This window comes from Chryseobacterium sp. LAM-KRS1, from assembly GCF_013184525.1.
GTDB classification, from domain to species: domain Bacteria; phylum Bacteroidota; class Bacteroidia; order Flavobacteriales; family Weeksellaceae; genus Chryseobacterium; species Chryseobacterium proteolyticum.
The window spans coordinates 173,777-195,672 of the sequence record NZ_JAAOIZ010000004.1 but is presented as its reverse complement, the minus strand read 5'-3'; the positions used below and the strand labels follow the sequence as shown (position 1 = coordinate 195,672).

General features: G+C 35.4%; 19 protein-coding genes. 15 read left to right on the top strand and 4 right to left on the bottom strand.

Annotation, left to right across the window (positions count from 1 at the left end):
• Positions 1-26 precede the first annotated feature (26 nt).
• The 4 genes from G9C87_RS11885 (at position 27) to coaBC (ending at position 3,442) form a co-directional block, all read left to right on the top strand.
• Positions 27-656 (top strand): TetR/AcrR family transcriptional regulator, encoded by a 630-nt coding sequence (locus G9C87_RS11885; protein ID WP_172281374.1) that lies wholly within the window; start codon positions 27-29, stop codon positions 654-656.
• Positions 657-754: 98 nt separating this feature from the next.
• The gene (locus tag G9C87_RS11880; protein WP_172281372.1) at positions 755-1,750 is read left to right on the top strand and encodes an outer membrane protein assembly factor BamD; all 996 of its coding nucleotides are present in this window, start codon (positions 755-757) and stop codon (positions 1,748-1,750) included.
• A 41-nt stretch (positions 1,751-1,791) separates the two neighbouring features.
• Positions 1,792-2,115, top strand: coding sequence for a DNA-directed RNA polymerase subunit omega (locus tag G9C87_RS11875; protein ID WP_034681463.1), 324 nt, complete (start codon positions 1,792-1,794; stop codon positions 2,113-2,115).
• A 121-nt stretch (positions 2,116-2,236) separates the two neighbouring features.
• On the top strand, positions 2,237-3,442 hold the full coding sequence (gene coaBC, locus G9C87_RS11870; RefSeq protein ID WP_172281370.1) for a bifunctional phosphopantothenoylcysteine decarboxylase/phosphopantothenate--cysteine ligase CoaBC: 1,206 nt from the start codon (positions 2,237-2,239) through the stop codon (positions 3,440-3,442).
• 129 nt (positions 3,443-3,571) lie between these two features.
• On the opposite strand, the gene G9C87_RS11865 is transcribed toward coaBC, so the two are convergent.
• A complete protein-coding gene (locus G9C87_RS11865; protein WP_172281368.1) occupies positions 3,572-6,337 on the bottom strand; it encodes a T9SS type A sorting domain-containing protein in 2,766 nt (921 codons plus the stop codon).
• Between the two features lie 294 nt (positions 6,338-6,631).
• On the opposite strand from G9C87_RS11865, the gene G9C87_RS11860 reads away from it, so the two are divergent.
• The 8 genes from G9C87_RS11860 (at position 6,632) to G9C87_RS11825 (ending at position 14,778) form a co-directional block, all read left to right on the top strand.
• Positions 6,632-7,537 (top strand): DUF4835 family protein, encoded by a 906-nt coding sequence (locus tag G9C87_RS11860; protein ID WP_172281366.1) that lies wholly within the window; start codon positions 6,632-6,634, stop codon positions 7,535-7,537.
• A 73-nt stretch (positions 7,538-7,610) separates the two neighbouring features.
• Complete coding sequence (locus G9C87_RS11855) at positions 7,611-9,260, top strand: DNA repair protein RecN (protein ID WP_172281364.1); 1,650 nt, start codon at positions 7,611-7,613, stop codon at positions 9,258-9,260.
• A gap of 48 nt (positions 9,261-9,308) precedes the next feature.
• Complete coding sequence (locus G9C87_RS11850; protein WP_172281362.1) at positions 9,309-10,775, top strand: DUF5687 family protein; 1,467 nt, start codon at positions 9,309-9,311, stop codon at positions 10,773-10,775.
• Positions 10,776-10,779: 4 nt separating this feature from the next.
• A complete protein-coding gene (locus G9C87_RS11845) occupies positions 10,780-11,487 on the top strand; it encodes an ABC transporter ATP-binding protein (RefSeq protein WP_172281360.1) in 708 nt (235 codons plus the stop codon).
• A 24-nt stretch (positions 11,488-11,511) separates the two neighbouring features.
• Positions 11,512-12,447: a Dyp-type peroxidase gene (locus tag G9C87_RS11840; RefSeq protein WP_172281358.1), complete on the top strand. Its 936-nt coding sequence runs from the start codon at positions 11,512-11,514 to the stop codon at positions 12,445-12,447.
• 104 nt (positions 12,448-12,551) lie between these two features.
• A complete protein-coding gene (locus tag G9C87_RS11835) occupies positions 12,552-13,112 on the top strand; it encodes an RNA polymerase sigma factor (protein ID WP_172281356.1) in 561 nt (186 codons plus the stop codon).
• Positions 13,099-13,713: a hypothetical protein gene (locus G9C87_RS11830; protein WP_172281354.1), complete on the top strand. Its 615-nt coding sequence runs from the start codon at positions 13,099-13,101 to the stop codon at positions 13,711-13,713. The genes G9C87_RS11835 and G9C87_RS11830 overlap by 14 nt, the downstream gene beginning before the upstream one ends.
• A 27-nt stretch (positions 13,714-13,740) precedes the next feature.
• Entirely contained in the window at positions 13,741-14,778 is a 1,038-nt protein-coding gene (locus tag G9C87_RS11825; RefSeq protein ID WP_172281352.1) for an outer membrane beta-barrel protein, read from the top strand.
• Positions 14,779-14,849: 71 nt separating this feature from the next.
• On the opposite strand, the gene G9C87_RS11820 is transcribed toward G9C87_RS11825, so the two are convergent.
• Both G9C87_RS11820 and fumC read right to left on the bottom strand, forming a co-directional pair.
• Positions 14,850-15,044 (bottom strand): hypothetical protein, encoded by a 195-nt coding sequence (locus G9C87_RS11820; RefSeq protein ID WP_172281350.1) that lies wholly within the window; start codon positions 15,042-15,044, stop codon positions 14,850-14,852.
• Between the two features lie 113 nt (positions 15,045-15,157).
• Entirely contained in the window at positions 15,158-16,552 is a 1,395-nt protein-coding gene (gene fumC / locus G9C87_RS11815; protein ID WP_172281348.1) for a class II fumarate hydratase, read from the bottom strand.
• 137 nt (positions 16,553-16,689) lie between these two features.
• Here fumC and G9C87_RS11810 point away from each other — a divergent pair, with 137 nt between their 5' ends.
• Both G9C87_RS11810 and G9C87_RS11805 read left to right on the top strand, forming a co-directional pair.
• The gene (locus tag G9C87_RS11810; RefSeq protein WP_172281346.1) at positions 16,690-18,297 is read left to right on the top strand and encodes a fumarate hydratase; all 1,608 of its coding nucleotides are present in this window, start codon (positions 16,690-16,692) and stop codon (positions 18,295-18,297) included.
• A gap of 95 nt (positions 18,298-18,392) precedes the next feature.
• Positions 18,393-18,671: a hypothetical protein gene (locus tag G9C87_RS11805; RefSeq protein ID WP_172281344.1), complete on the top strand. Its 279-nt coding sequence runs from the start codon at positions 18,393-18,395 to the stop codon at positions 18,669-18,671.
• A gap of 99 nt (positions 18,672-18,770) precedes the next feature.
• On the opposite strand, the gene G9C87_RS11800 is transcribed toward G9C87_RS11805, so the two are convergent.
• Positions 18,771-19,637, bottom strand: a complete 867-nt coding sequence (locus G9C87_RS11800) for a helix-turn-helix domain-containing protein (RefSeq protein ID WP_172281342.1) — start codon at positions 19,635-19,637, stop codon at positions 18,771-18,773.
• Between the two features lie 150 nt (positions 19,638-19,787).
• On the opposite strand from G9C87_RS11800, the gene G9C87_RS11795 reads away from it, so the two are divergent.
• Positions 19,788-21,848: a T9SS type A sorting domain-containing protein gene (locus tag G9C87_RS11795; protein WP_172281340.1), complete on the top strand. Its 2,061-nt coding sequence runs from the start codon at positions 19,788-19,790 to the stop codon at positions 21,846-21,848.
• The last annotated feature ends 48 nt before the right edge of the window (positions 21,849-21,896 follow it).

Below are 21,896 nucleotides of genomic sequence, written 5' to 3'. Positions count from 1 at the left end.
TTAACTTTACTCAAAAGCGACACTTTATGAAAAAAAAATTTACCGAAAAACAGATCCATATTTTGGATATTGCGGAGGAGCTTATTGCGAAAAAAGGGTATGAAGGAACATCGGTAAGAGACATTTGCTCTAAAGCAAACATTAATGTAGCCATGATCTCTTATTATTTTGGGTCCAAGGAAAAAATGATGTCTTACCTCTATCAGTACAGAGTGCTAAAGACCAGAGAAAATTTTTCGGAATTTGCTGATACCATTAAAGACGGTAAACCAGAGATGCAGATGAAAGAAATTATAAAATATATTGTATCACAATTATTTAAATATAATTATTTTCATGGCTTTGTTACTCAGGAGCTTCGACATACGGATAACCTGAAAGTTGAATTGCTGGATTTTTATCAGCTTTTTGTAAAAAAACTGGATGAGGTGATCAAAAAAGGAGTTGCGTCCGGAGTTTTTACATTTACTCCGAAGCCAGAAGATATCCTTACAACGATTCTGGGATCTACATTATTTGTCATTAGAAATAAGAATTTCTATGAACTATATGTACCGAGTAAAAATGAGGAAGCTTATGCTAAAGAAGCGGAGAAAAAAATCAGAATGAACCTTTTATTGAGTGTTTTTGCAATATTAGGATACGCTGCAGACTAAAATTACGTTAAATAATCATAAAAAAAAATCTATTGATAAAAAAGTTATATTTTTGCAAATTAATAGATTGGAATAATCCAATAACGGTTGAATTTTTTATGAAAAAATATATTTTAGGTCTTTTTGCCATAGCTGTAATTTCATCATGCGCAAGTCAGCAGGAAAAAGCATTGAAAAGTGCTGATAAAGCCTTCATCTTAAAAGCAGCTAATGAAAATTTTGCTAAAAAGAAATGGAAAAATGCTTTGGCTCTTTATGACAGGCTTGCTAACCTAGTTGCAGGGACTGATGACTTTCCGAATGTTGGATTTAATACGGCTTATGCAAACTACTATGATAAGAACTATAAGTTGGCAGGACACCAGTTTAAAAACTTTGCAGTAAGTTTTCCAAAAGACCCGAGAGCTGAGGAAGCAGCGTATATGTCTGCACTATGTTACTATGAAGGATCTATGGATTACAACCTGGATCAGTCAAGTACTGAGTTGGCAGTCAATGAATTACAAGACTTCCTTAACAACTATCCAAATTCTGAAAGATCTAAAAATATCAACCAGCTTATTGATGAGCTGACTTATAAACTGGAATTTAAATCCTACGAAAACGCAAGACAATACTATAAAATGGGTGATTATAAATCAGCCACTGTTGCCTTGGAAAACGTATTGGAAGATTTTCCAAGTACAAAGCTTCGTCCGAAAATCTATGATTATATGATGAAGTCCCGTTATTTACTTGCACAAAATTCAGTATACGGACTTAAAGAAGAACGTATTGAAAGTGCAATAGCATTTACAAGGCAGGTAGAAAAAGAGCTTCCGAACACAGAATATTCTAAAACAGCAGTAGATCTTAGAGAGAAGCTGGATAAAGAAAAGCAAAACTTTGCAGTTGTTAAGAAGCAGACAGAAGCCAGATTGGCGACATTAACAGCAAGGCAAAAGAAAGAAGCTGAGAAGCTGGAAGCACGAACAAAGACCGATCAGCAGATCAAAGATCAGGTCGCTACAGAAAAGAAAGCATTGCAGATTCAGAGGGATAGTGCTGCGTTACAAACACCTCCTCCGGCTGCCACTTTCAAAATCAAAAGATAATTCGTAAATTTGCCACCTTATAAATAAATAATTTTCTCAAAATGAGTGTAAAAGATACAAAAGCAGAAGTAAATACAATTACTTACGATAAAGACAAGATTGAAGATAAAGTAGGTTCAATCTATGAAGCTATTGTTATCATGGGAAAGAGAGCAGAGCAGATTAATGCAGAAATTCGTACTGAATTGCATAATAAATTAGATGAATTTGCTGTTCACAATTCTACATTGGAAGAGGTTTTCGAAAACAGAGAGCAGATTGAGATCTCTAAGCATTACGAAAAACTTCCAAAACCAACTTCTATTGCAATTGAAGAATGGTTGAACGAAGACGTGTACTTCAGAAAAACTGAAGAAAGAAAATAAAAATCATTTGTATTTTTATAAATGAAGGTCATAAGGGAATAATTTCTTTATGACCTTTGTCGTTTGTAAACCTGTTGTGGGAAAAAATAAGTAATTTAGTGTTTTAAAAAATTAAAACTAAATGAGTGTTTCCGGAAAAAAGATTCTTATTGCCGTTTCTGGAGGAATTGCTGCTTACAAAATTCACTTTTTGATAAGAGACTTTATAAAAAATGGTGCGGAAGTGCAGGTTATTATGACTCCTGATGCCGAACATTTTGTTACCAAACTAAGCCTTTCTACATTATCCAGGAAGCCTGTATTTACTGATTTTTATAATGAAAATGGGAGCTGGAACAGCCATGTTGAATTGGGATTGTGGGCGGATGTAATGATCGTTGCTCCCTGCACTGCAAATACGTTGGCCAAAATGACCCATGGAATGTGTGATAATCTGGTGCTGGCTACGTATATGTCTGCGAAATGCCCAGTTTTTATTGCCCCTGCAATGGATCTTGATATGTACGACCACCCAACTACAAAACAAAACTTGGAACTGGCTGAGGATTTCGGGCACTTTGTTATTCCTGCAGAAAGCGGAGAACTTGCAAGTGGTCTAGTGGGTCAGGGAAGAATGGCGGAACCTGACACTATTTTCAAAACCGTTGATAACTTTTTTGCTACGGCCGGTGAAGCCACAATTTTCAAAGGAAAAACAGTTTTGATCACGGCAGGTCCTACCTATGAAGCTATTGATCCTGTCCGGTTTATAGGAAATCATTCTTCCGGTAAAATGGGGTTTTCATTGGCTGAAGAAGCTGCGAAGAGAGGTGCTAAAGTGATTCTTGTATCCGGTCCAAGTTCTCAGGTTATCCACTCCCCTAATATAGAGCTGCATAAAGTGGTTTCCGCGAAAGAAATGCTTGATAAAGTATTTGAATTTTATGAAAATGCAGACATTGCGATAGCAAGTGCTGCTGTAGCGGATTATGCCCCGAAAGAGGTCGCCAGCGAGAAAATCAAAAAGAACGATGAAAATCTTACAATAGAATTGGTGAAAAATCCGGATATCCTTAAAACGATGGGAGAGAAGAAAACTCGTCAGTTTTTGGTTGGGTTTGCTCTGGAAACTCAGAATGAAGAGGAAAATGCTAAAGGAAAACTGGAGAAGAAGAATCTTGACATGATTGTTCTCAATTCACTTCGTGATCCGGGAGCAGGATTTAAAAATGACACCAATAAAATAAGGATATTCACCAAAACAGAGAGGAAAGAATTTGATTTGAAATCAAAAGAGGATGTAGCCACAGATATTCTGAATTTCGTTGAGGATCAACTTTTAAAATAATTTGCTCAGATTTAATTGAGTTGTAGTGCTTTCTATCATTATTAATCTTGGATAGTCTATTACATTAAGAAATAATAAGCCCGGATTAATAAATATTCCGGGCTTTTTTATAAAATATCAATTTTAAAGTTATTTTTTTATCAACTTACCATTATATTTTTTCAAATCAGTAATGATATTAAGGAAATAAATACCCGTCGGAATATGCTGAACATTTATAAATGGGCTATTATACTCGGAAATAAATCTACCATTGACATCATATATCATAATTTTTATAATTTTTTCCGAATTATTTAATAATTTAATGTTAGCATAATCTGTTGCCGGATTAGGATATATAATAACTTTATCGTTATTACTTATATTTTCTTCACGGGTTGCTAAAGTATTTATCTGTTCAGTAACAAAAAGTTCTTCACCATGATTGTAATCATCTATACTGAAATATATTTTAGAATTACGAGTGTATAAACTTTTCATCCAAAGGTAATCTGATGGCTGTAAAATCTGATTATTTATGACAAAGCTGAGTTCCTGATAGTTTCCGGAATTTCCGTTAGTTTTAAAAATCTTTTGCTTAGAATTTAATCCATATATTTCATTGTTCATACAATTAAGCTCTGTATAATTCTGAGCTCCTGTAGTGATCAAAATTGAACCGGATGCTGTTCCATCTGTTCTGAATAATTTCTGCTGATTAGAATCGAGGAAGTAATTAAAATCTCCACATTTTTTGACTACATAAGCTCCATCAACATTGATTTGTGTAATAACCTGAGTATTTTGTAGTGTCCCATCTGTAACATTCAATGCCGTGATAAACCCATTATTTGTTCCTGAAAAGAAAAATAATTTATTGTTTTTGACAAAAGATTTTCCATTTATATTATAATATGAATCTTTTACAAGATGTACTTGATTAGTAGTTTCATCAATATAATACAGTTTTGTATTGTTATAGCTGAAATTTGGATTATCAGAAAAGAATATTTTGTTATTTAGCTTGTTTAAAAAGATACTAAAAGGATATATATTATATAAGTCTGCAACTTTAACTGTAGTAGCAATAGTACCATTAGATTTCCAAATTTCTGTTGCTGAATTATTGATCATTTTAAAGTAAATGCCTGAATCAGTTTTCACAAAATCATCATCAACATTGAGTATATTCGGAAAATTGTTGACGGGTTTTTCTAATAACAAGGAGAAATTTGAAGTATTATTGTCTAAGCTCCACATTCTCATATAATTGTCGGTACTATTAAACGTTTTGATAAGAATTTTATCGTTGTTTAATGAATAAGTACCATATATTTTTTCATTAACTGGTGGAGAAATTTGTTGGGTAGAATTTGCTATAACATCTGTTTTTATTAATTTATTGCTATGAAAGTAAATGTAATTTCCAGACACGGCAACAGGATAATACTCTTCGAAATTATCTGGAAATGATTCTTGCAAATCGTTGCTTAATTTTATCATATTGTTATTAGAATCTATCTTGTAAACCTGAAAATAGTAACCATCACGCGCAACGAAAAAGATCTCTCCATTTAACTCAGTATAATAACGAGGTGTTCCGTGTCTGCCATAACTTATATCCTTTTCAACTTTTGAGATATTGGTGGACGGATTATAGGAAAACAATTCAGTATTCTTATATGTAGTATAGTAATCTACATAGGAGTCAATATATCCGGAAAATAACAATTTATCCTGATACTCAATAAATTTATTGTCAGGGGTAAATTTAATATTCGACTGCATGATATTGGCGTCATCAAAAAAATATATTTTTGATATATCATTGTTACGTTCTCTTAACGCTAAATAATTTCCATTGCTACTAGGTGCAATTGTCTGAAGAATGGTTCCGGAAGGATTATTTAATGTATTCACTTGATCGGCTTGGTCAACATAGTATATATTGGTATTTGTATCAATATAAATTTTGTTTTTAAAATAGGTGAGTTTATTGATGTTAGGTATATTGTTATATATCAGGCTTGTCCCGTTTAATGTCCCATCTGTTTTCCATAAATCTCCGTTTATCGTGAAAAGCATACCATTATAGCTTTCAACATCGTAATCATAAAAAACTGAATAGCCACTTAAAGGATAGAAATTTATTGTATTGGTAGTAGTTCCATCTGTACTCCATAATCCAAAACTATTATTATTCAAGGCGATAAATACAATTTTATTATTGAATTTATACATTTTATCATTTCCAATGGAAGAACTAGAACCGGGACTAATATCTTTAACAATTGTTGTTCCGGCTAAAGTACCATCGGTTTTCCATAGTTCTCTTCCATATGTGCTATTACTTCCGAAAAAGAATACATTTCCGTTATTTTCCTGTAGAGAATTTCCAACATTGTTAATGTCACTGATCTGGAAGGTTCCTGCCGTTGTCCCATCACTGATATAAAGCTTTTGTTGAAAAACTATATATAGCTTATTATTCAGAACTTTAGCAATTATATTATTGTTGCTAGAAGGATAGTAATAAATATTAAAATCTTTAACTTTTGAAGTCAAATTTGATGACAAATCAGTAGACCATAGTTGTAAATTAGAATTATCAGAGGCAAAATAATATGCTTTATTATTAAGTTTATAGAATTCATTCGTGAGCATACTACTTGTAAAATTTCCATTGATATCCTGTATCATTCCAGCTGTTCCTGTCTGTAAATTAAATTTGTGCGGTTCATTTCCGCCACCGGTATCCGCAGCAAATACCAAATTGTTTCCCATTTGTAATAATCCGTAAGGTTCGGATCCGGGGAAAAAATTCGTTTCTTTGATAGTAGCATTAATAGGTGCTTGGGACTTAATTGACAATAAGGCAATCAAGAAAAAAGATAGTGATAGAATTTTTTTCATGTAGTGAAATTGAGAAAAAAATATGGAATTGAAAAATTAATTTTATAAAATATAATGAAGATGAAAAGCTTACAAGTTAGTCCCATATTTTACAGGAATAAAGACACTTACGAATCATTATTTATACTTCTTTTTTTTAATAGAGATTTGTTACAGTTTTATCTATAGGGGCAGCTTTAAATTATTTTTTTCTGTAGCTATCTTTAATTAATTTGAATTTAACTAATTCGTCGTATCTTTAGTACATACTAAGAATAATTTTAATAAATTTCCGTTCTCAATTTTTAATAGATAATGAAAAAACTAATAGGTTTATTTTTACTGCTCTTCATATATAACGTCAGCTTTTCTCAGGAATTACTGTCTACTGTGCAGGTAAATTCTCAACAGTTGGGAGGAAGTAATCAGCAGGCGTTTAAAACGCTGGAAAAAAGTCTTAAAGATTTTATTAATAATACCAGCTGGACGGGAAAAAAGCTTCAGAATTTTGAAAAAATAAAATCCAATTTTGCGATTGTATTAACTTCCAAAGATGGAAACAAATATGGGGGAAATATTGTTGTTCAGGCAGTTCGTCCCGTTTATAATTCGAATTATGAATCTCCGCTCATCAACTTGCAGGATACCAATTTCGAATTTGAATATGTTGAAAATGAAAACCTGATATTCAACGAAAGGCAATTCTCGGGTAAAAATCTTATTGACGTCATCAGTTTCTATGTATATCTTGTTTTAGGTTATGATGCCGATAGCTTTCAATCAATGGGAGGGACACAGTGGTTTGCAAAAGCACAACAAATCGCGCAGAATGCACAAAACAGAGGATACAAAGGCTGGGCACAGATCGGAAGTGAGGGGCCAAGAACCAGAGGTGTTCTGATCAGTCAGCTAACAGGTCCTAACTTAAGTCAGTTGCGCTCCATATACTATACTTATCACAGAGCCGGATTAGATAACTTATACAACCAGGATCAGACACAGCCTAAGAAAATTATATACGATGCACTGATGCAATTGAAAACGTATGAAAATAGTTTCCAGCAGAATTATGCATTGAATCTTTTCCTTGAAGTAAAGAATGATGAAATTTTTAATATTTTCAACTCTAACAACAACGGAGGAATAGTTTTAAATGATCTTAAGCAGATGATGATGGTTTTTGCACCTAAGTTTAATGATAAATGGAATAAGTGGAAATAAATTTTAAGAACATAAATATCTTGAATTCTTAATTCTAAAATTTATATTTGCAGTACTAATCTGCTGGAAATTTATGCTTTCGAAAATCTTTATTAAAAACTTTGCTTTAATCGATACTCTTGAAGTTTCTTTGCACAACGGATTGCAGGTGATTACCGGTGAAACGGGTGCTGGGAAATCGATCATACTGGGTGCTTTGAGGCTTATTTTAGGAGAAAGAGCAGATCTGAAATCTATTTCTAAAACAGAAGAAAAAAGTATTGTAGAAACCGAATTTTCTCTGGATAACCAGTTTAAAAAATTCTTTATAGAGAACGATCTGGATTATGAGCATCAGACCATTATCAGAAGAGAAATCCTGCCATCCGGAAAGTCGAGGGCTTTCATTAATGATGTTCCTGTGACTTTGGATGTTTTAAAAGAACTTTCTTCCCAGCTGATTGATATTCATTCCCAATTTGAAACTTCCAATCTATTTACCTCGGAATATCAGTTTAAAATCATAGACGGACTTTCTGAAAACAAACAGCTGATTTCAGATTATCAATACGAGTTTTTAGAATTTCAAAGCTTAAAAGCACAACTTAAAAAACTGCAAATTCAGCTTTCTGAAAACAACAAAGAAAGTGATTACAAATTATTTTTACTGAATGAGCTGGAAGATCTGAAACTGGATGATATTGATTATGAAGAATTACAAAGCCAGCTTTCGATTCAAGAAAATGCGGAAATGATTTCTGATAATCTTGTTCAGATTTTATTAAGATTTCATCAGGAAGAAATAGGGATTTTATCCTTTTTTAATGAAGCTAAAAATAAGCTTTCAAAAATTGCAGATATTTCGCATAGCTTTTCTGAACTCGATAGAAGGCTTGATGAATCATTCGTGGAAATAAAAGATATCATCTCGGAGCTTGAAAATGAATCTGAAAAAATTGAAATCAATCCTGAAAATCTGGCATTGCTTTCTGAACTTAATAACAAGCTGAATGCATTGCTTTTAAAGCACAATGTTGCAGATGTCAGCGAATTGAAAGAAATCAGGGATCAGCTTGCAGGTGAACAAAAAGGAGCGTCCGAACTGGAAGGTCTGATCAGTGAAATTAAGGAAGATATATTAAAGAAAGAAAAATCGCTTCTATCCCTTTCTGAAAAACTTTCCAAGAACAGGAAAAAAAGTATTCCTGTATTTATCAAAAAAGCAGAAGAGCTTTTAAAGAAATTAGGACTTGAAAAAGCAAAAGTAGATATAGAGCTAGAGACAGTACCGGATTTTAATGCTTTTGGTAAAGAAAATATCCAGCTTTTATTTCAGGCTAATTCAGGATTTCCTTTACGTCCTATTCAGACGGCTATTTCCGGAGGAGAAAGATCAAGAGTAATGCTTGCTGTAAAAAAGATTATTGCCGAAAGTGATGATCTTCCTACGCTTATCCTAGATGAGATCGATACCGGAGTTTCTGGAAAAGTTGCTGAAGAGATAGGAAATCTGATGCGGGAAATGTCAAAAGACATGCAGCTCATTGTGATTTCTCATTTGGCACAAGTAGCGGCCAAAGGAAATAATAATTACAAAGTGGTAAAGCAGGATGTTGCAGGAAGGACACAATCTACAATTATCCCGTTAAATGAAGATGAAAAGCTAAATGAAATTGCCCAATTGCTTTCTGGAAGTAAGATTACCGAAGCGGCTTTAGCACAGGCCAAAGAGCTTATAGGCTGAGTTTTGTAACATTTTTTACATTATATTTACTAATGTAAAAAAAAGGTTATGTTTTTAAAATTCCTCAGGTTAGAAATCAAGAGTTTTTTTCGTGGTACTTCCGTTGGGATTAACATGGCAATGAAGATCCTTCGTTTTATGGGGATTCTTTATTTTATGGCATGTTTAGCAGGTGGAGCATTCGCAGCTTTCTTTTATGTACAGGAAGAGCTTCATCAGGATCCCTTAAAAATAGTTTCAAGATTTTTAATTATAGGATGGATTATCGACCTTGCTGCCAAATACATCTGGCAGGAAATGCCTACTCAGAACATCAAGCCCTTTCTTACCCTGAATATTTCAAAGAAAACATTGGTTAATTATATGCTGGTTAAGACATTTCTGTCTGCATTCAGCTGGTTTAATTCTCTTTTCCTGATTACCTTTTCTTTGATCGCCTTATTCAATGGATACGGGTTTTTAGAAATTTTTGGGTGGTTCATAGGGGTCTCTTCTCTTTTTTACCTAAATAATTTTATTAATATATTTTTCAATGATAAAGAAAAGATTGCCATTGCAGTAGCGATTGTTTTTGGAGCTTTTGCTTTGTTGAACTATTACCAGATTATTCCTGTTTTATCTTATTCAGAAACGGTGTTTTATAGCTTTTATGAAAAACCGTATTATGCAGTAATCGCCTTTGTTTTGTTTCTAGTATTGTGGTGGTTATGCTTTAATCATATCCGTAGGGAATTTTATCTTGATCAGGGACTTGAAGCTAAAAAAACGATTGGTAAAACAGAAAATATCGCCTTTTTGAATAAGTATGGCGCATTAGGAACTTTTATCAATAATGACGTAAAAATGCTCAGACGAAATAAGGTAACAAAAGGTATTTTATTGGGAAGTTTCTTTTTTGTTTTTTATGGTCTTCTGATGCTGGTCTCTCCGGTATATAAGACTCCGGCTATGATGATGTTCATGGGATTGTTTGTAACAGGCGGCTTTCAGTTTTTATTTGGACAGAGAGTTCCTGCATTCGACAGTTCTTATTATCCGTTGATGATGACCTTAAATGTGCCCTATAAAGAATATCTTAAAGCCAAATGGTGGCTCATGAATATTATAACCTCTCTGTCAATGGTGCTTGCAGCATTTTATGTGTATTTCGGATGGGAAATATATATCACCTTTTTAGCGGCAGGCCTATATAATATGGGAGTTAACTCACAATTTACATTATGGTCAGGAGCGTTTAATAAAACGCAGATCGATCTTAATTCAAAGGAAAAAAGAATCGGCCAAAAAAATAGTTTTAATTTAAAAGCAATGTTATTGCTGATACCTAAAATGTTGTTGCCCATGGCTGTTTTTGCTATCTCTAAATATTCTTTCGGGATCACAGGAGGCGTAATCAGCATTGCAGTTTTAGGGGTGATTGGCTTCTTGTTCAGAGAAAAGATCTTTGATATCATTGTGAGGCACTATAAAAGAGAAAAATACAGTACACTAGAGGCATTTAAAAATAAAGATTAACAGAATGATCACAATACATAATTTATCCAAAATATACGGTACAGCTACTGTTCTAAACATTGAAAACCTTGAAATCCCTCAGGGAGAAACTTTTGGGCTGGTTGGAAATAATGGTGCAGGGAAAACGACACTCTTCAGTCTGATGCTGGATCTTATTCAGCCGACAACAGGCTTTGTGGGCATTGATGGTATCAAAGTAAACGAATCTGAAGCATGGAAAAGTAAAGTTTCTGCGTTTGTAGATGATACGTTTTTAATAGGCTATCTAACACCCGAAGAGTACTTCTATTTTATCGGTGAACTGCGCGGGCAAAACAAAGCCTCTGTAGATGAGTTTTTAAAACCGTTTTATGATTTGTTTAATGGAGAAATCCTTAACTCCGGTAAATATGTCCGGGATCTGTCAAAGGGTAATCAGAAAAAAGTGGGAATCGTGGGAGCGATTATCGGAAGTCCGGAGATCATTATTTTGGATGAACCATTTGCCAACCTGGATCCTTCAACCCAAATAAAGCTTAAAAACCTGATCAAAGAACTCTCCAAGCAAGAAGGAGTTACTTTTTTGATATCCAGTCACGATTTATCGCATACAACCGAAGTGTGCAACAGGATTGTGGTGGTTAATAAAGGAAAGATGGTTAAAGACATTCAGACTAATCCGGAGACGTTGCGTGATCTTGAGCAGTACTTTGCGGATCAGGTTTCCCTATAATTTTAATTTAAAAACAAAATACAAATGAATCAAGAGTCACAGAACGTTACTGATTATCCTAACAGTAACACTATTTTTATGGTGTGGAAGCTACAAGAGGGCCCTCAATTGGAAAAAATATTTCAGCAACTATGCGCTTTGGTTTTAAATCTTAACAATTCTGTTTTCAACAGATTTCCGGATAGCAGAGCAAGCTGTATTATGGCGATTGGATATGAAGCATGGAAAAAACTGGATCTCCCAACACCACTTCCTAAAGAATTAGCCAATTTCGAAGAAATAAAAGGGGTAAAACATACTGCTGTTGCTACTCCCGGCGACCTGCATTTTCACTTAAGGGCAGACAATAAAAGTATTTGCTTTGATATGGCCATTGAGATATCAAAATTATTAAGCTCCGTTGCTGAAAGTATATTGGAAATTCATGGATTTAAATATTGGGATGCCAGGTCAATTTTAGGGTTTGTAGATGGAACCGAAAATCCGCACGGAGAAGACCGTGATTATTTTGCAAAAGTAGGAGACGAAGATTTAGCCTACAAAGGGGGAAGCTATCTTTTTGTTCAGAAGTACCTTCACAATATGGATGCGTGGAAAGGACTTTCGACTGACGAACAGGAAAAAGTGATCGGAAGGTCAAAGGAAAATGACATTGAGATGTCTGATTCCGTAAAACCATCTAATTCCCACATTGCTTTAGCCAATATTGAAGGTGAAAATGGTGAAGAATTAAAAATCGTTAGAGATAACATGCCATTTGGGAATCCATCAACCAATGAATTCGGAACTTATTTTATCGCATATGCAAGCACCTTTACAACAGTGAAAAAAATGCTTACCAACATGTTTATTGGCGATCCGGCAGGGAATTATGACAGGATTTTAGATTTTAGCACCGCTAAAACAGGGACATTATTCTTTGCTCCGACCCGAGATATGCTGGACGACTTTTCGGGATAAAATACGGATCAACTGTTATAATATTTATCGATTAAAATAAAAAAAATTTTTTTTGTGTAACCTTTTTGAAATCCTGTTGTCTTTAAAGTAGAAACTAATCTTAAATGAAACTTTTGTTTGGAAATAAAAAAGAGGATTTGCTTAGCCGCCTGAAAAAACAGGATGCGGCTGCCCAGAAATTCTTTTATGATCAAAATGTAAAAAAATTTCTGAGTGTAAGTAAAAGCTACGTCAGTGATCTGTATCAGGCAGAAGATTGCCTTATCAGAGCATTTTGTAAGATTTTTCAACATATTGAAAGTTTCAGAGGAGATGGCAACCTTGAGGGATGGGCAAGAAGAATTGTTGTTAATGAATGTTTAAACTTTATCAAAAGCCGTAAAACCGTTTTTTACCTCGATGAAATCAACCAATCTTTCATGGATGAAAGCAATGAAGAGGAGCTAGTATTTGATTTTAATGCCCAGGAGCTCTTGGATCAGTTGCCGGATGCATATAAAATGGTTTTTAACCTGTATGTTTTGGAAGGATACTCTCATCAGGAGATTGCCGATACACTACAGATCTCCATAGCCATGAGCAAGACGCAATTATTCAGAGCAAAAGAGAGATTAAGAAAGATTTACTTTCAACAACAAAAAACACTAAAAAATGAACACTATTAAAAATAATTTTGAAAATCAGATCAGAAAACAAATTGAAGAAAGAGAAATAAATCCTTCCAGAGATTTGTGGTCTGAAATTCAGAATCACACACAGAACGATCGTCCAAAATCAAAACTTAACTGGTTATTGGTTGCAGCGTGTCTTATTCTGCTTTTCAGTTTAGGCTCAGTTCTGGTATTTTACAATAAACAAAAGCCTTCAGAAGTTCAGATTACGGAAAGAAAAACCTCTTCCGGTGCAAAGAAAGTGATAAGAGAAGTGGTAAAAGAATCTCCGGCAATGGTGCTACAGGATGTAAAAAAGAAGGATGAGACAAAGAATATTGAACCATCTGAGAATTTAGAGGCCTCTGAGGCAGTTGTGTACAGAGATAGCAAAAAATTACCAGTCATTAAAGAAAACGCTTCTGAGTTAGTACCTGTTATTATAGAAACACCTCCTGCCAAAATTATAGCACAGACGGATTCTGCAAAGGTACCGGCTGGCAGGAAAAGATATGTTGACCCCTCAACATTGCTTTTTTCGGTTGAACATAAAGATGCTATTGAAAAGACCAAAGGCAAAAGTAATGTTGCGACTATCGATCTGAACGGCAAATAATAATTTTAACGATAAAAAAATAATACTATGATCAAGAAATTTATCCTGATAGGATTCGTGTGCCTTTTTTCTGCCACAGCATATGCACAGAAAAAACCTACGTTTAATCTTCCTTCAAAAGAAGAATCCGATGTGAGTCCTATGGTCAAGGAAAAAGTAGAAGAATATGCAACAGAGATTAATACAATTATTCAGGAGGAGAAAAAACTTATGGAAGCTGAGCTTTTAGATCTTCAGAGCAAAGGACTCGAAAAGAATGAGTTTAATAAGCAGAAAGCAGACATTGCAGATCGCTTTTCAGAAAAAATTGACCAAAGGATACGGGATTTGGGTTTTGACCTCGATATGGTGATTCAGAAACAGGTGAGGTATTCACTTCTCAATACTGATGTTACTTCCAAGGAAGAACTAAGGGCGAAGCTTTTGAAGAAGTTCAGGCCGACAAGAAGTTTGGATGGTTATTTCTCTTATGGAGTAATGACGCTTACAAATAATTTGTCCGATAATGACCTCGATAAGCATATGGGATATTCCAATAATCTGGAATTCGGCTTTAAATTTAACTATCAATTTAGCAGAACCAGTCCATGGGGTCTTATTTCCGGTGTTGGATTTTCCTGGAGAACACTGCGTTTGGATGATAATATGATTTTTGCAAAGGATGCCAATTCGAATGTCCATTTGCAGAAATATCAGGGAAGTATAGATAAAAGTAAGTTGAGAACGGGCTATATCATGATTCCTTTGGGTTTGCAGTATAATTTTTCAAAACTTAAAAGTGCAGGAATGGATATTCAGTACAGAGACTATAATAAGGGATTCAAGGTTGGAGCTAATGTGTATGGAGGGATAAAAATGTCGAGTAATAATATCTTCAAAGGAGACGGATTCGACTCGAGAGACCGTGCGAATTACCAGGTCAATCCTTTCGTATATGGTGGTCAGGTTACACTTTCCTATAACGATTTCAGTATTTTTGTAAAGAAGGATTTCAGCAATTTCTTTAAAGATGATACTTTTAAAAATGATAAAGCACTGATTTTTGGAGTAGCCCTTTGGTGGTAAGAAAACACATATATTTATATAAATCTATTGAACAAAGGCCGGAAAATGATTTTCCGGCCTTGTTTATGAAATTACATTGGCGGTTCTTCCGAACACATGTCTGCTTCTACAAAGCACATTCCAGAAGTACATGGATTTCCTGAAGGGGCGGATAAGCAGCAGCCATGATATCCGTTGTAAATGATGTGACGGGTTCCACTCGGACAAGTATGTCCACCCACTATTTTCTTTAAATTTTCTCTGTTAAGCTTTGCAAGATTTTTCATAGTTATTAGTTTAAATATTTATGTATCACTAATTTATGAAAAAAATAATCAGAAGATCAGTGCTTAAATGCTTAAAACAAAAGCCTTAGATTTCTCCAAGGCCTTTCTGTTTGTTACTTTAAGCTTCCGACCATGTCTTCCGGTTTTACCCACTCATCAAATTGTTCAGCGGTTAAAAGTCCCAGATTAACGGCTTCTTCTTTTAATGTTGTTCCGTTTTTATGGGCTGTTTTTGCAATTTTAGCTGCATTTTCATAACCAATATGGGTATTTAAAGCAGTTACCAACATTAAAGATTTATCAACAAGCTCTTTAATTCTCTCATAATTAGGTTCAATTCCAACAGCGCAGTGGTCGTTAAATGAAATGCATGCATCAGCAATTAACTGAGCTGACTGAAGAAAATTATACGCCATAACAGGCTTGAAAACGTTTAGTTCGTAATTTCCCTGGGTCCCGGCGAAGGAGATGGTAGTGTCATTTCCTAAAACCTGCGCACAAACCATAGTTAAAGCTTCATTTTGGGTAGGATTTACCTTTCCGGGCATGATAGATGATCCCGGTTCGTTTTCAGGAATATGAATTTCCCCAATCCCGGAACGGGGTCCCGAAGCTAATAATCTTACATCCTGGGCGATCTTAAATAGTGATACGGCCAATTGTTTTAAGGCTCCATGGGATTCCACTATGGCATCATGGGCAGCAAGTGCCTCGAATTTGTTTTCCGCAGTTATAAAAGGATGATTGGTAAACTTTGCAATATATCCCGCTACAGCTACATCATAACCTTTTGGAGTGTTAAGGCCTGTTCCTACTGCAGTTCCTCCTAAAGCTAATTCAGAAAGATGCGGAAGAGTATTTCGTAATGCTCTGAGACCGAATTCCAGTTGAGCGACATAGCCTGAGAATTCCTGTCCAAGAGTAAGAGGAGTAGCGTCCATTAAATGGGTCCTTCCGATTTTTACGACATTTTTAAAAGCATTAGCTTTTTCGGCTAACGTATTTTTTAGTTTTTCAACCGCAGGAATGGTTACTTCAACTACTTTTTTATAGGCAGCAATATGCATTGCGGTAGGATAGGTATCATTGGAAGATTGAGACTTGTTCACATCATCATTCGGGTGAATTTCAGATTTATCACCAAGTGTTCCGCCATTATTAACATGAGCCCTATTTGATACTACTTCATTGATATTCATATTCGATTGTGTTCCGGAGCCTGTTTGCCAGATAACCAATGGAAACTGATCATTGAGCTTTCCTTCCAGAATCTCATCACAAACCTTCGCGATCATATCTCTCTTTTCAGCAGGAAGAACTCCCAGATCGGTGTTGGCATAAGCGGCTGCCTTTTTCAGATAAGCAAAAGCTTCAATAATTTCATGAGGCATTGAACCTTCCGGTCCGATCTTGAAATTGTTTCTGGATCGTTCGGTCTGCGCTCCCCAGAATTTATCAGCAGGTACCTGCACTTCACCCATGGTGTCTTTTTCTATTCTGTAATTCATTGTGGTTGAAATTTTTATAAAGTTAAAGATAAACTATAAAATTCACAATTTATAATGGTTATAAATATGAAAGGTTATTGGTGATTTTACTCATGTTTTTTTAAGTATGTTTTATTTTTGCATAAAGAAAAAATTGAATGGAATTTAGATATCAGGATCCGTATCCAATTCAGAAAGATGATACGGTTTACAAGAAGCTTACATCAGACTATGTGAAAGTAGAACAACTTGGGGAAAGAGAGATTTTAACAGTGGATCCTAAAGGATTGGAGTTATTGGCTGAAGAGGCAATGGCTGATGTTTCTTTTATGCTTCGTTCTTCTCATCTTGAAAGCCTTAGAAGAATTATTGATGATCCTGAAGCTACTGATAACGATCGTTTTGTGGCCTACAACTTATTACAGAATGCTGCCGTTGCCGTAGAAGGAGCCCTTCCTTCCTGCCAGGATACCGGAACTGCTATTGTAATGGGGAAAAAAGGAGAAAATGTGTATACAGGAGTAGATGACGGGGAGTATTTAAGTAAAGGAATATATAATACATATCAGAAGAGAAATCTGAGATATTCACAAATCATTCCTTTGAATATGTTTGACGAGAAGAATTCGGGGTCAAATTTACCTGCTCAAATCGATTTATATACCAAAAAGGGAAACTCTTATGAGTTTTTATTTTTAACAAAAGGGGGTGGTTCAGCAAATAAGACCTTCTTATATCAAAAGACCAAATCCTTACTTAATGAAAAATCTCTTGAAGAGTTTATTAAGGAGAGAATTTCAGATCTTGGAACCGCTGCATGTCCACCTTACCACCTTGCTTTGGTCATTGGAGGAACATCTGCGGAAGCTAACCTGGCAGCAGTGAAAAAAGCTTCAGCTAAATATTACGATAATCTTCCTACTTCCGGAAATGAAGGCGGACAGGCATTCAGAGATCTTGAATGGGAAGCTAAAGTTCAGAAGATTTGTCAGGAAAGTGCAATTGGGGCTCAGTTTGGAGGAAAATACCTAACACATGATGTAAGGGTGATCAGACTTCCTCGTCACGCAGCTTCTTGTCCTGTAGGAATGGGAGTTTCATGTTCAGCAGACAGAAACATTAAAGGTAAAATTACCAAAGAGGGTATCTTCCTTGAACAACTGGAAGAAAATCCTAAAAGATTTTTGCCTGAAACAGCGCCCCACCTGGAAGAGGCCGTTGAGATCGATCTGAATAAGCCAATGCCGGAAATTCTGGCTGAGCTTTCAAAGTATCCGATCAAAACCCGATTAAAGCTAAACGGAACTTTAATTGTGGCAAGAGATATTGCCCATGCGAAAATTAAAGAATTGATCGACAGTGGAAAACCGATGCCTGAATATTTTAAAAATCACCCTATATATTATGCAGGACCAGCAAAGACCCCAGAAGGGATGCCTTCCGGAAGTTTTGGCCCAACAACAGCCGGAAGAATGGATGTATATGTAGATGAATTCCAAAAAAACGGAGGAAGCATGATTATGCTGGCCAAAGGAAACCGCAGCAAGGATGTAACAGATGCTTGTAAAAAGTACGGAGGTTTCTATCTCGGTTCTATCGGAGGTCCTGCGGCTATCCTTGCCAAAGACAATATTCTTTCGGTAGATGTAGTTGATTTCCCGGAATTAGGAATGGAAGCGGTAAGAAAAATAGAGATCAAAGACTTCCCGGCGTTTATCATTACAGATGATAAAGGGAATGATTTCTTTGCAGATCTTGCGCATTAATTAGTTTAAAATCAAAATAAATAATAAAAATAGAGCCTGTATCTTTTGTGTAAAAAGGAAAAAAGTTCTATTTTTGCCTAAAATCTATAAGAAAAATGATGTTATCAGCATTTTGGCCGTTTTATCAGTTCCTTTGGACCATCTATTTTGTAACAATGTTCCTGGTAGGATTCTGGTGTATCTTTATGTTTTTTGGATTAGTAATCCCAATGTGGTTAAGCGAAGGTTTGATGGAATACTTCGGTAAAGTAAAGCCTTTCGATCCGGAAGATATCAGAAGAAAAAAAGTATATGAGCAGGAAGGAGTAGAGGTAATCTTCAGCGAGCCTAAAGGTAACGGTCCTTTCTTACACGATAGTCACGGACATCATTAATTGATTGTCATTGCTTTTCCGCCTTAATTCCGGGAAAGTGATATCAAAGCAAAACAACATATACAAAACCACTTAATCTGATTAGGTGGTTTTTTTTATTTACTGGTTTCTCAGTTTCTCCGGAGAAAGTCCGAATTTCTTTTTGAAGGCCCTTGTAAAGTTTTGTACATATTCATATCCACATTCTATAGATATTTCCTTGATCATGATCTCCTTGTTGATGATCATTTTTTTTGCCTTAAGCATTCTGAGGTCTGAGATATAATCTGTTATGGTCATATTATACTGGGACTTGAAGGCTTTTCGAATGCTATTCTGATTAATTCCTATAATCTTGCCGATTTCTTCTACCCTGATATTTTTATGGAAGTTTTCATCCACAAATCTTTTAATGGCTGATGCGGTTTTAGGAGAGATTTCATTTGTTTTTTTTTCAACAAACTGTTCAATCATTAAAATCAGGAGTTTGATTATTTTAGCTTCGATCAGTAATTTTTGCGTAATTCCTTTTTTGGGATTGCTTAATATTTCCTTGACGATCATATGCATTTCCACTGTCATAAGTGGTGGAGTTTCCTTATGGAGAAATATATAATTATTATTCAGCATTTTTTTTAAGATATCTGCGCTTTCGTGGTTAGATTCAGGTTGAATCAGTTTTTCCATATACTGATAAGTAACCTGAATTTGGAGATATTTTAGTTTTTCGGGATTTTCTGTCCAGAGTAATGAGGTATTTTCCTGGGAGGAATAATGTAATATATATTGATTTTTTTTGAATAAAAACCTTGTTCTACAATCCTGGGCCTCCAGATAGATGCCTTGACTAAGTAAAAAGAGAAGATTGAAGGTATTTTGACCCTCAGTCATAATTGATTTCGAGAATTGTTCGGGGCAAACTTCTTCCTGTATTATTTTAAAGTCTGCGGATCTGAATAATAATCCTTTTTTAGATTGTTCCTTCATGTGGCAATCTCCTTACGATATGGTACGATTGATATTTAGTTAAACACCCGATAACAAAAAGTTTGAAAATGATAACTTCAGATTACCTGAGTAGAGTACTTTTGCGCAAAGTTAAATTTAAATTTAGAATAATTAAAAATAATATTCATTATGTTGAAAATTTTATATTTTACAATGCGAAAATTGGTGCTGGGACTAGGGTTGTTCATTGGTGGAAGTATCCTATATGCTCAGCAGTGGGAAAATGTAGGTTTGAGCACAATTGTTTCTGCGGGAGGGAGTAGTAATAATAATCTGGCTATAGATCATTCAGGGAACTATTATTTATCATATTATGATGTGTCTGTTGGGAAAGGCTCGGTTCAGAAATTTGACGGAACCGGTTGGTCTTACGTAGGCGGAAGTGCAGGGATAACAAACGGATCAGCCCTTTACAATTCACTGACACTTGACAGTTCAGGAAATCCCTATTATACCAATCAGATCGGTTACCCGGGTTCCGGTCTGGAAGTACGTCAGTATACTGGTCTTGCATGGGCACAATTACCCAATGTTACATCGAATTCAGTAAATTATCATGCTTCGGCAGTATCATCCTCCAATGTTTTATTTACATATAGTAACGATGAATCCGGAACTGTTAAACGTTATGTAAACGGATCCTGGGAACAGGTTGGAAATAGTGGTTTTTCTAATGGAGCAGCATTTGCTGAAATGGTAATAGGATCAGATAATAAGGTATATACTTGTAGTGTAGCGAACGGAGTTAATGTATATCAAAATTCAACGGGGGCAACAGCTTCCGATAATTGGACATTGGTTGGTGGAAGTGTTGTTGATGCTTCTTCATCAGGAGAACAGTATTATTCAGATATTGCAATTGATAGCAATAATAATTTGTATGTTGCTTATGTTTCCAATGCTGCGAATGGAAGGAAAGTAAATGTTAAGAAGTTTAACGGAACTTCCTGGGTTCAGGTTGGAAATGCTTATTTTTCATCAGGAGCTGTTCAGTATACCGCAATTGCAGTAACACCTTCAGGTGAACCTTATGTAGCGGTTAGTCGATGGGAAAATGATAATCATTTAAGAAATACGGTTTACAAATTGGACAATGTAACTCAGTTATGGGGTGCTTTTGGAGGGGATTTTATTTCCGATGGAGGAGCTACATTTAATGATCTCGCGATCGATACATTGAACAAATATCTGGTTTTGGCTTATTCTCAGGATGGAACACGCGTAAAAAGAATTTCAATTGCCGGTTCATCTCAAACCTGTACCAATGCAGATCCGGGAAATAATCCCGGAGATACAGGATGTGTTTCTTTTACCTATAACGGAAGTCAGGTTTCTTATTCTACTGTTAGAGGTAAGGATGGGAAAATATGGCTTCAGCAGAATCTGGGAAGCATTCAGGTAGCTACCTCAATGACAGATGAAGATTCTTACGGAGACTTATTTCAGTGGGGGAGATGGGATGATGGACATCAGAAAAGAAATTCTCAAACAGTAGGCATTCCTACGCCGAATTCTCCAGATGGGTTAACCGGAATTACTTCTTTTGTAACCGGATCCTGGTGGAATGCCAATTCATTAACAGATCACTGGTCAGCAAACAATATGAATGCGGTAAACTCAGGAAACGGATATGATCCTTGTAAAGCAATAAGCCTGGATTGGAAAATGCCGAGCCAGGCAGATTGGGCTGCATTGCAAAGTGCTGAAGTAATCAATAATCCTGCAACCGCATACAGCAGTACTTTAAAATTGTCTGCGGGAGGATACAGAGGAGCTTCAACAGCTGACTTTACTTTTGTTGGGCAAAGAGGCTATTACTGGAGTTCCACCCCGTCAGCCTTCGGAGCCAAATACTTTTATATCGGGAATACTATTGGAAATCCAAATGCAGGCGGACCAAGAGGCCAAGGACAATCGGTAAGATGTGTCAAGGATGTATCTGCGCTAAGTACTTCCGAAATCAGACTTAATACAATAAGTGTATATCCAAATCCAACGAATGGAATTGTTAACATTGATGTGGATTCAGCAATAGAAAATGTGCAGGTAATGAATGCAGTAGGGCAAATTGTCAAAATTCCGTTTTTCAATAACAAGATTAATATGCAAGGAATTGCTAAAGGAGTTTATATGGTTCAGGTAAAGTTAAAGAGCGGGCAAACTTTTTCAAAAAAAATCATTAAAAACTAATACTTTACTATTGATTATTTAGAAGGTAATCGGTAAAGACCTTTGTTT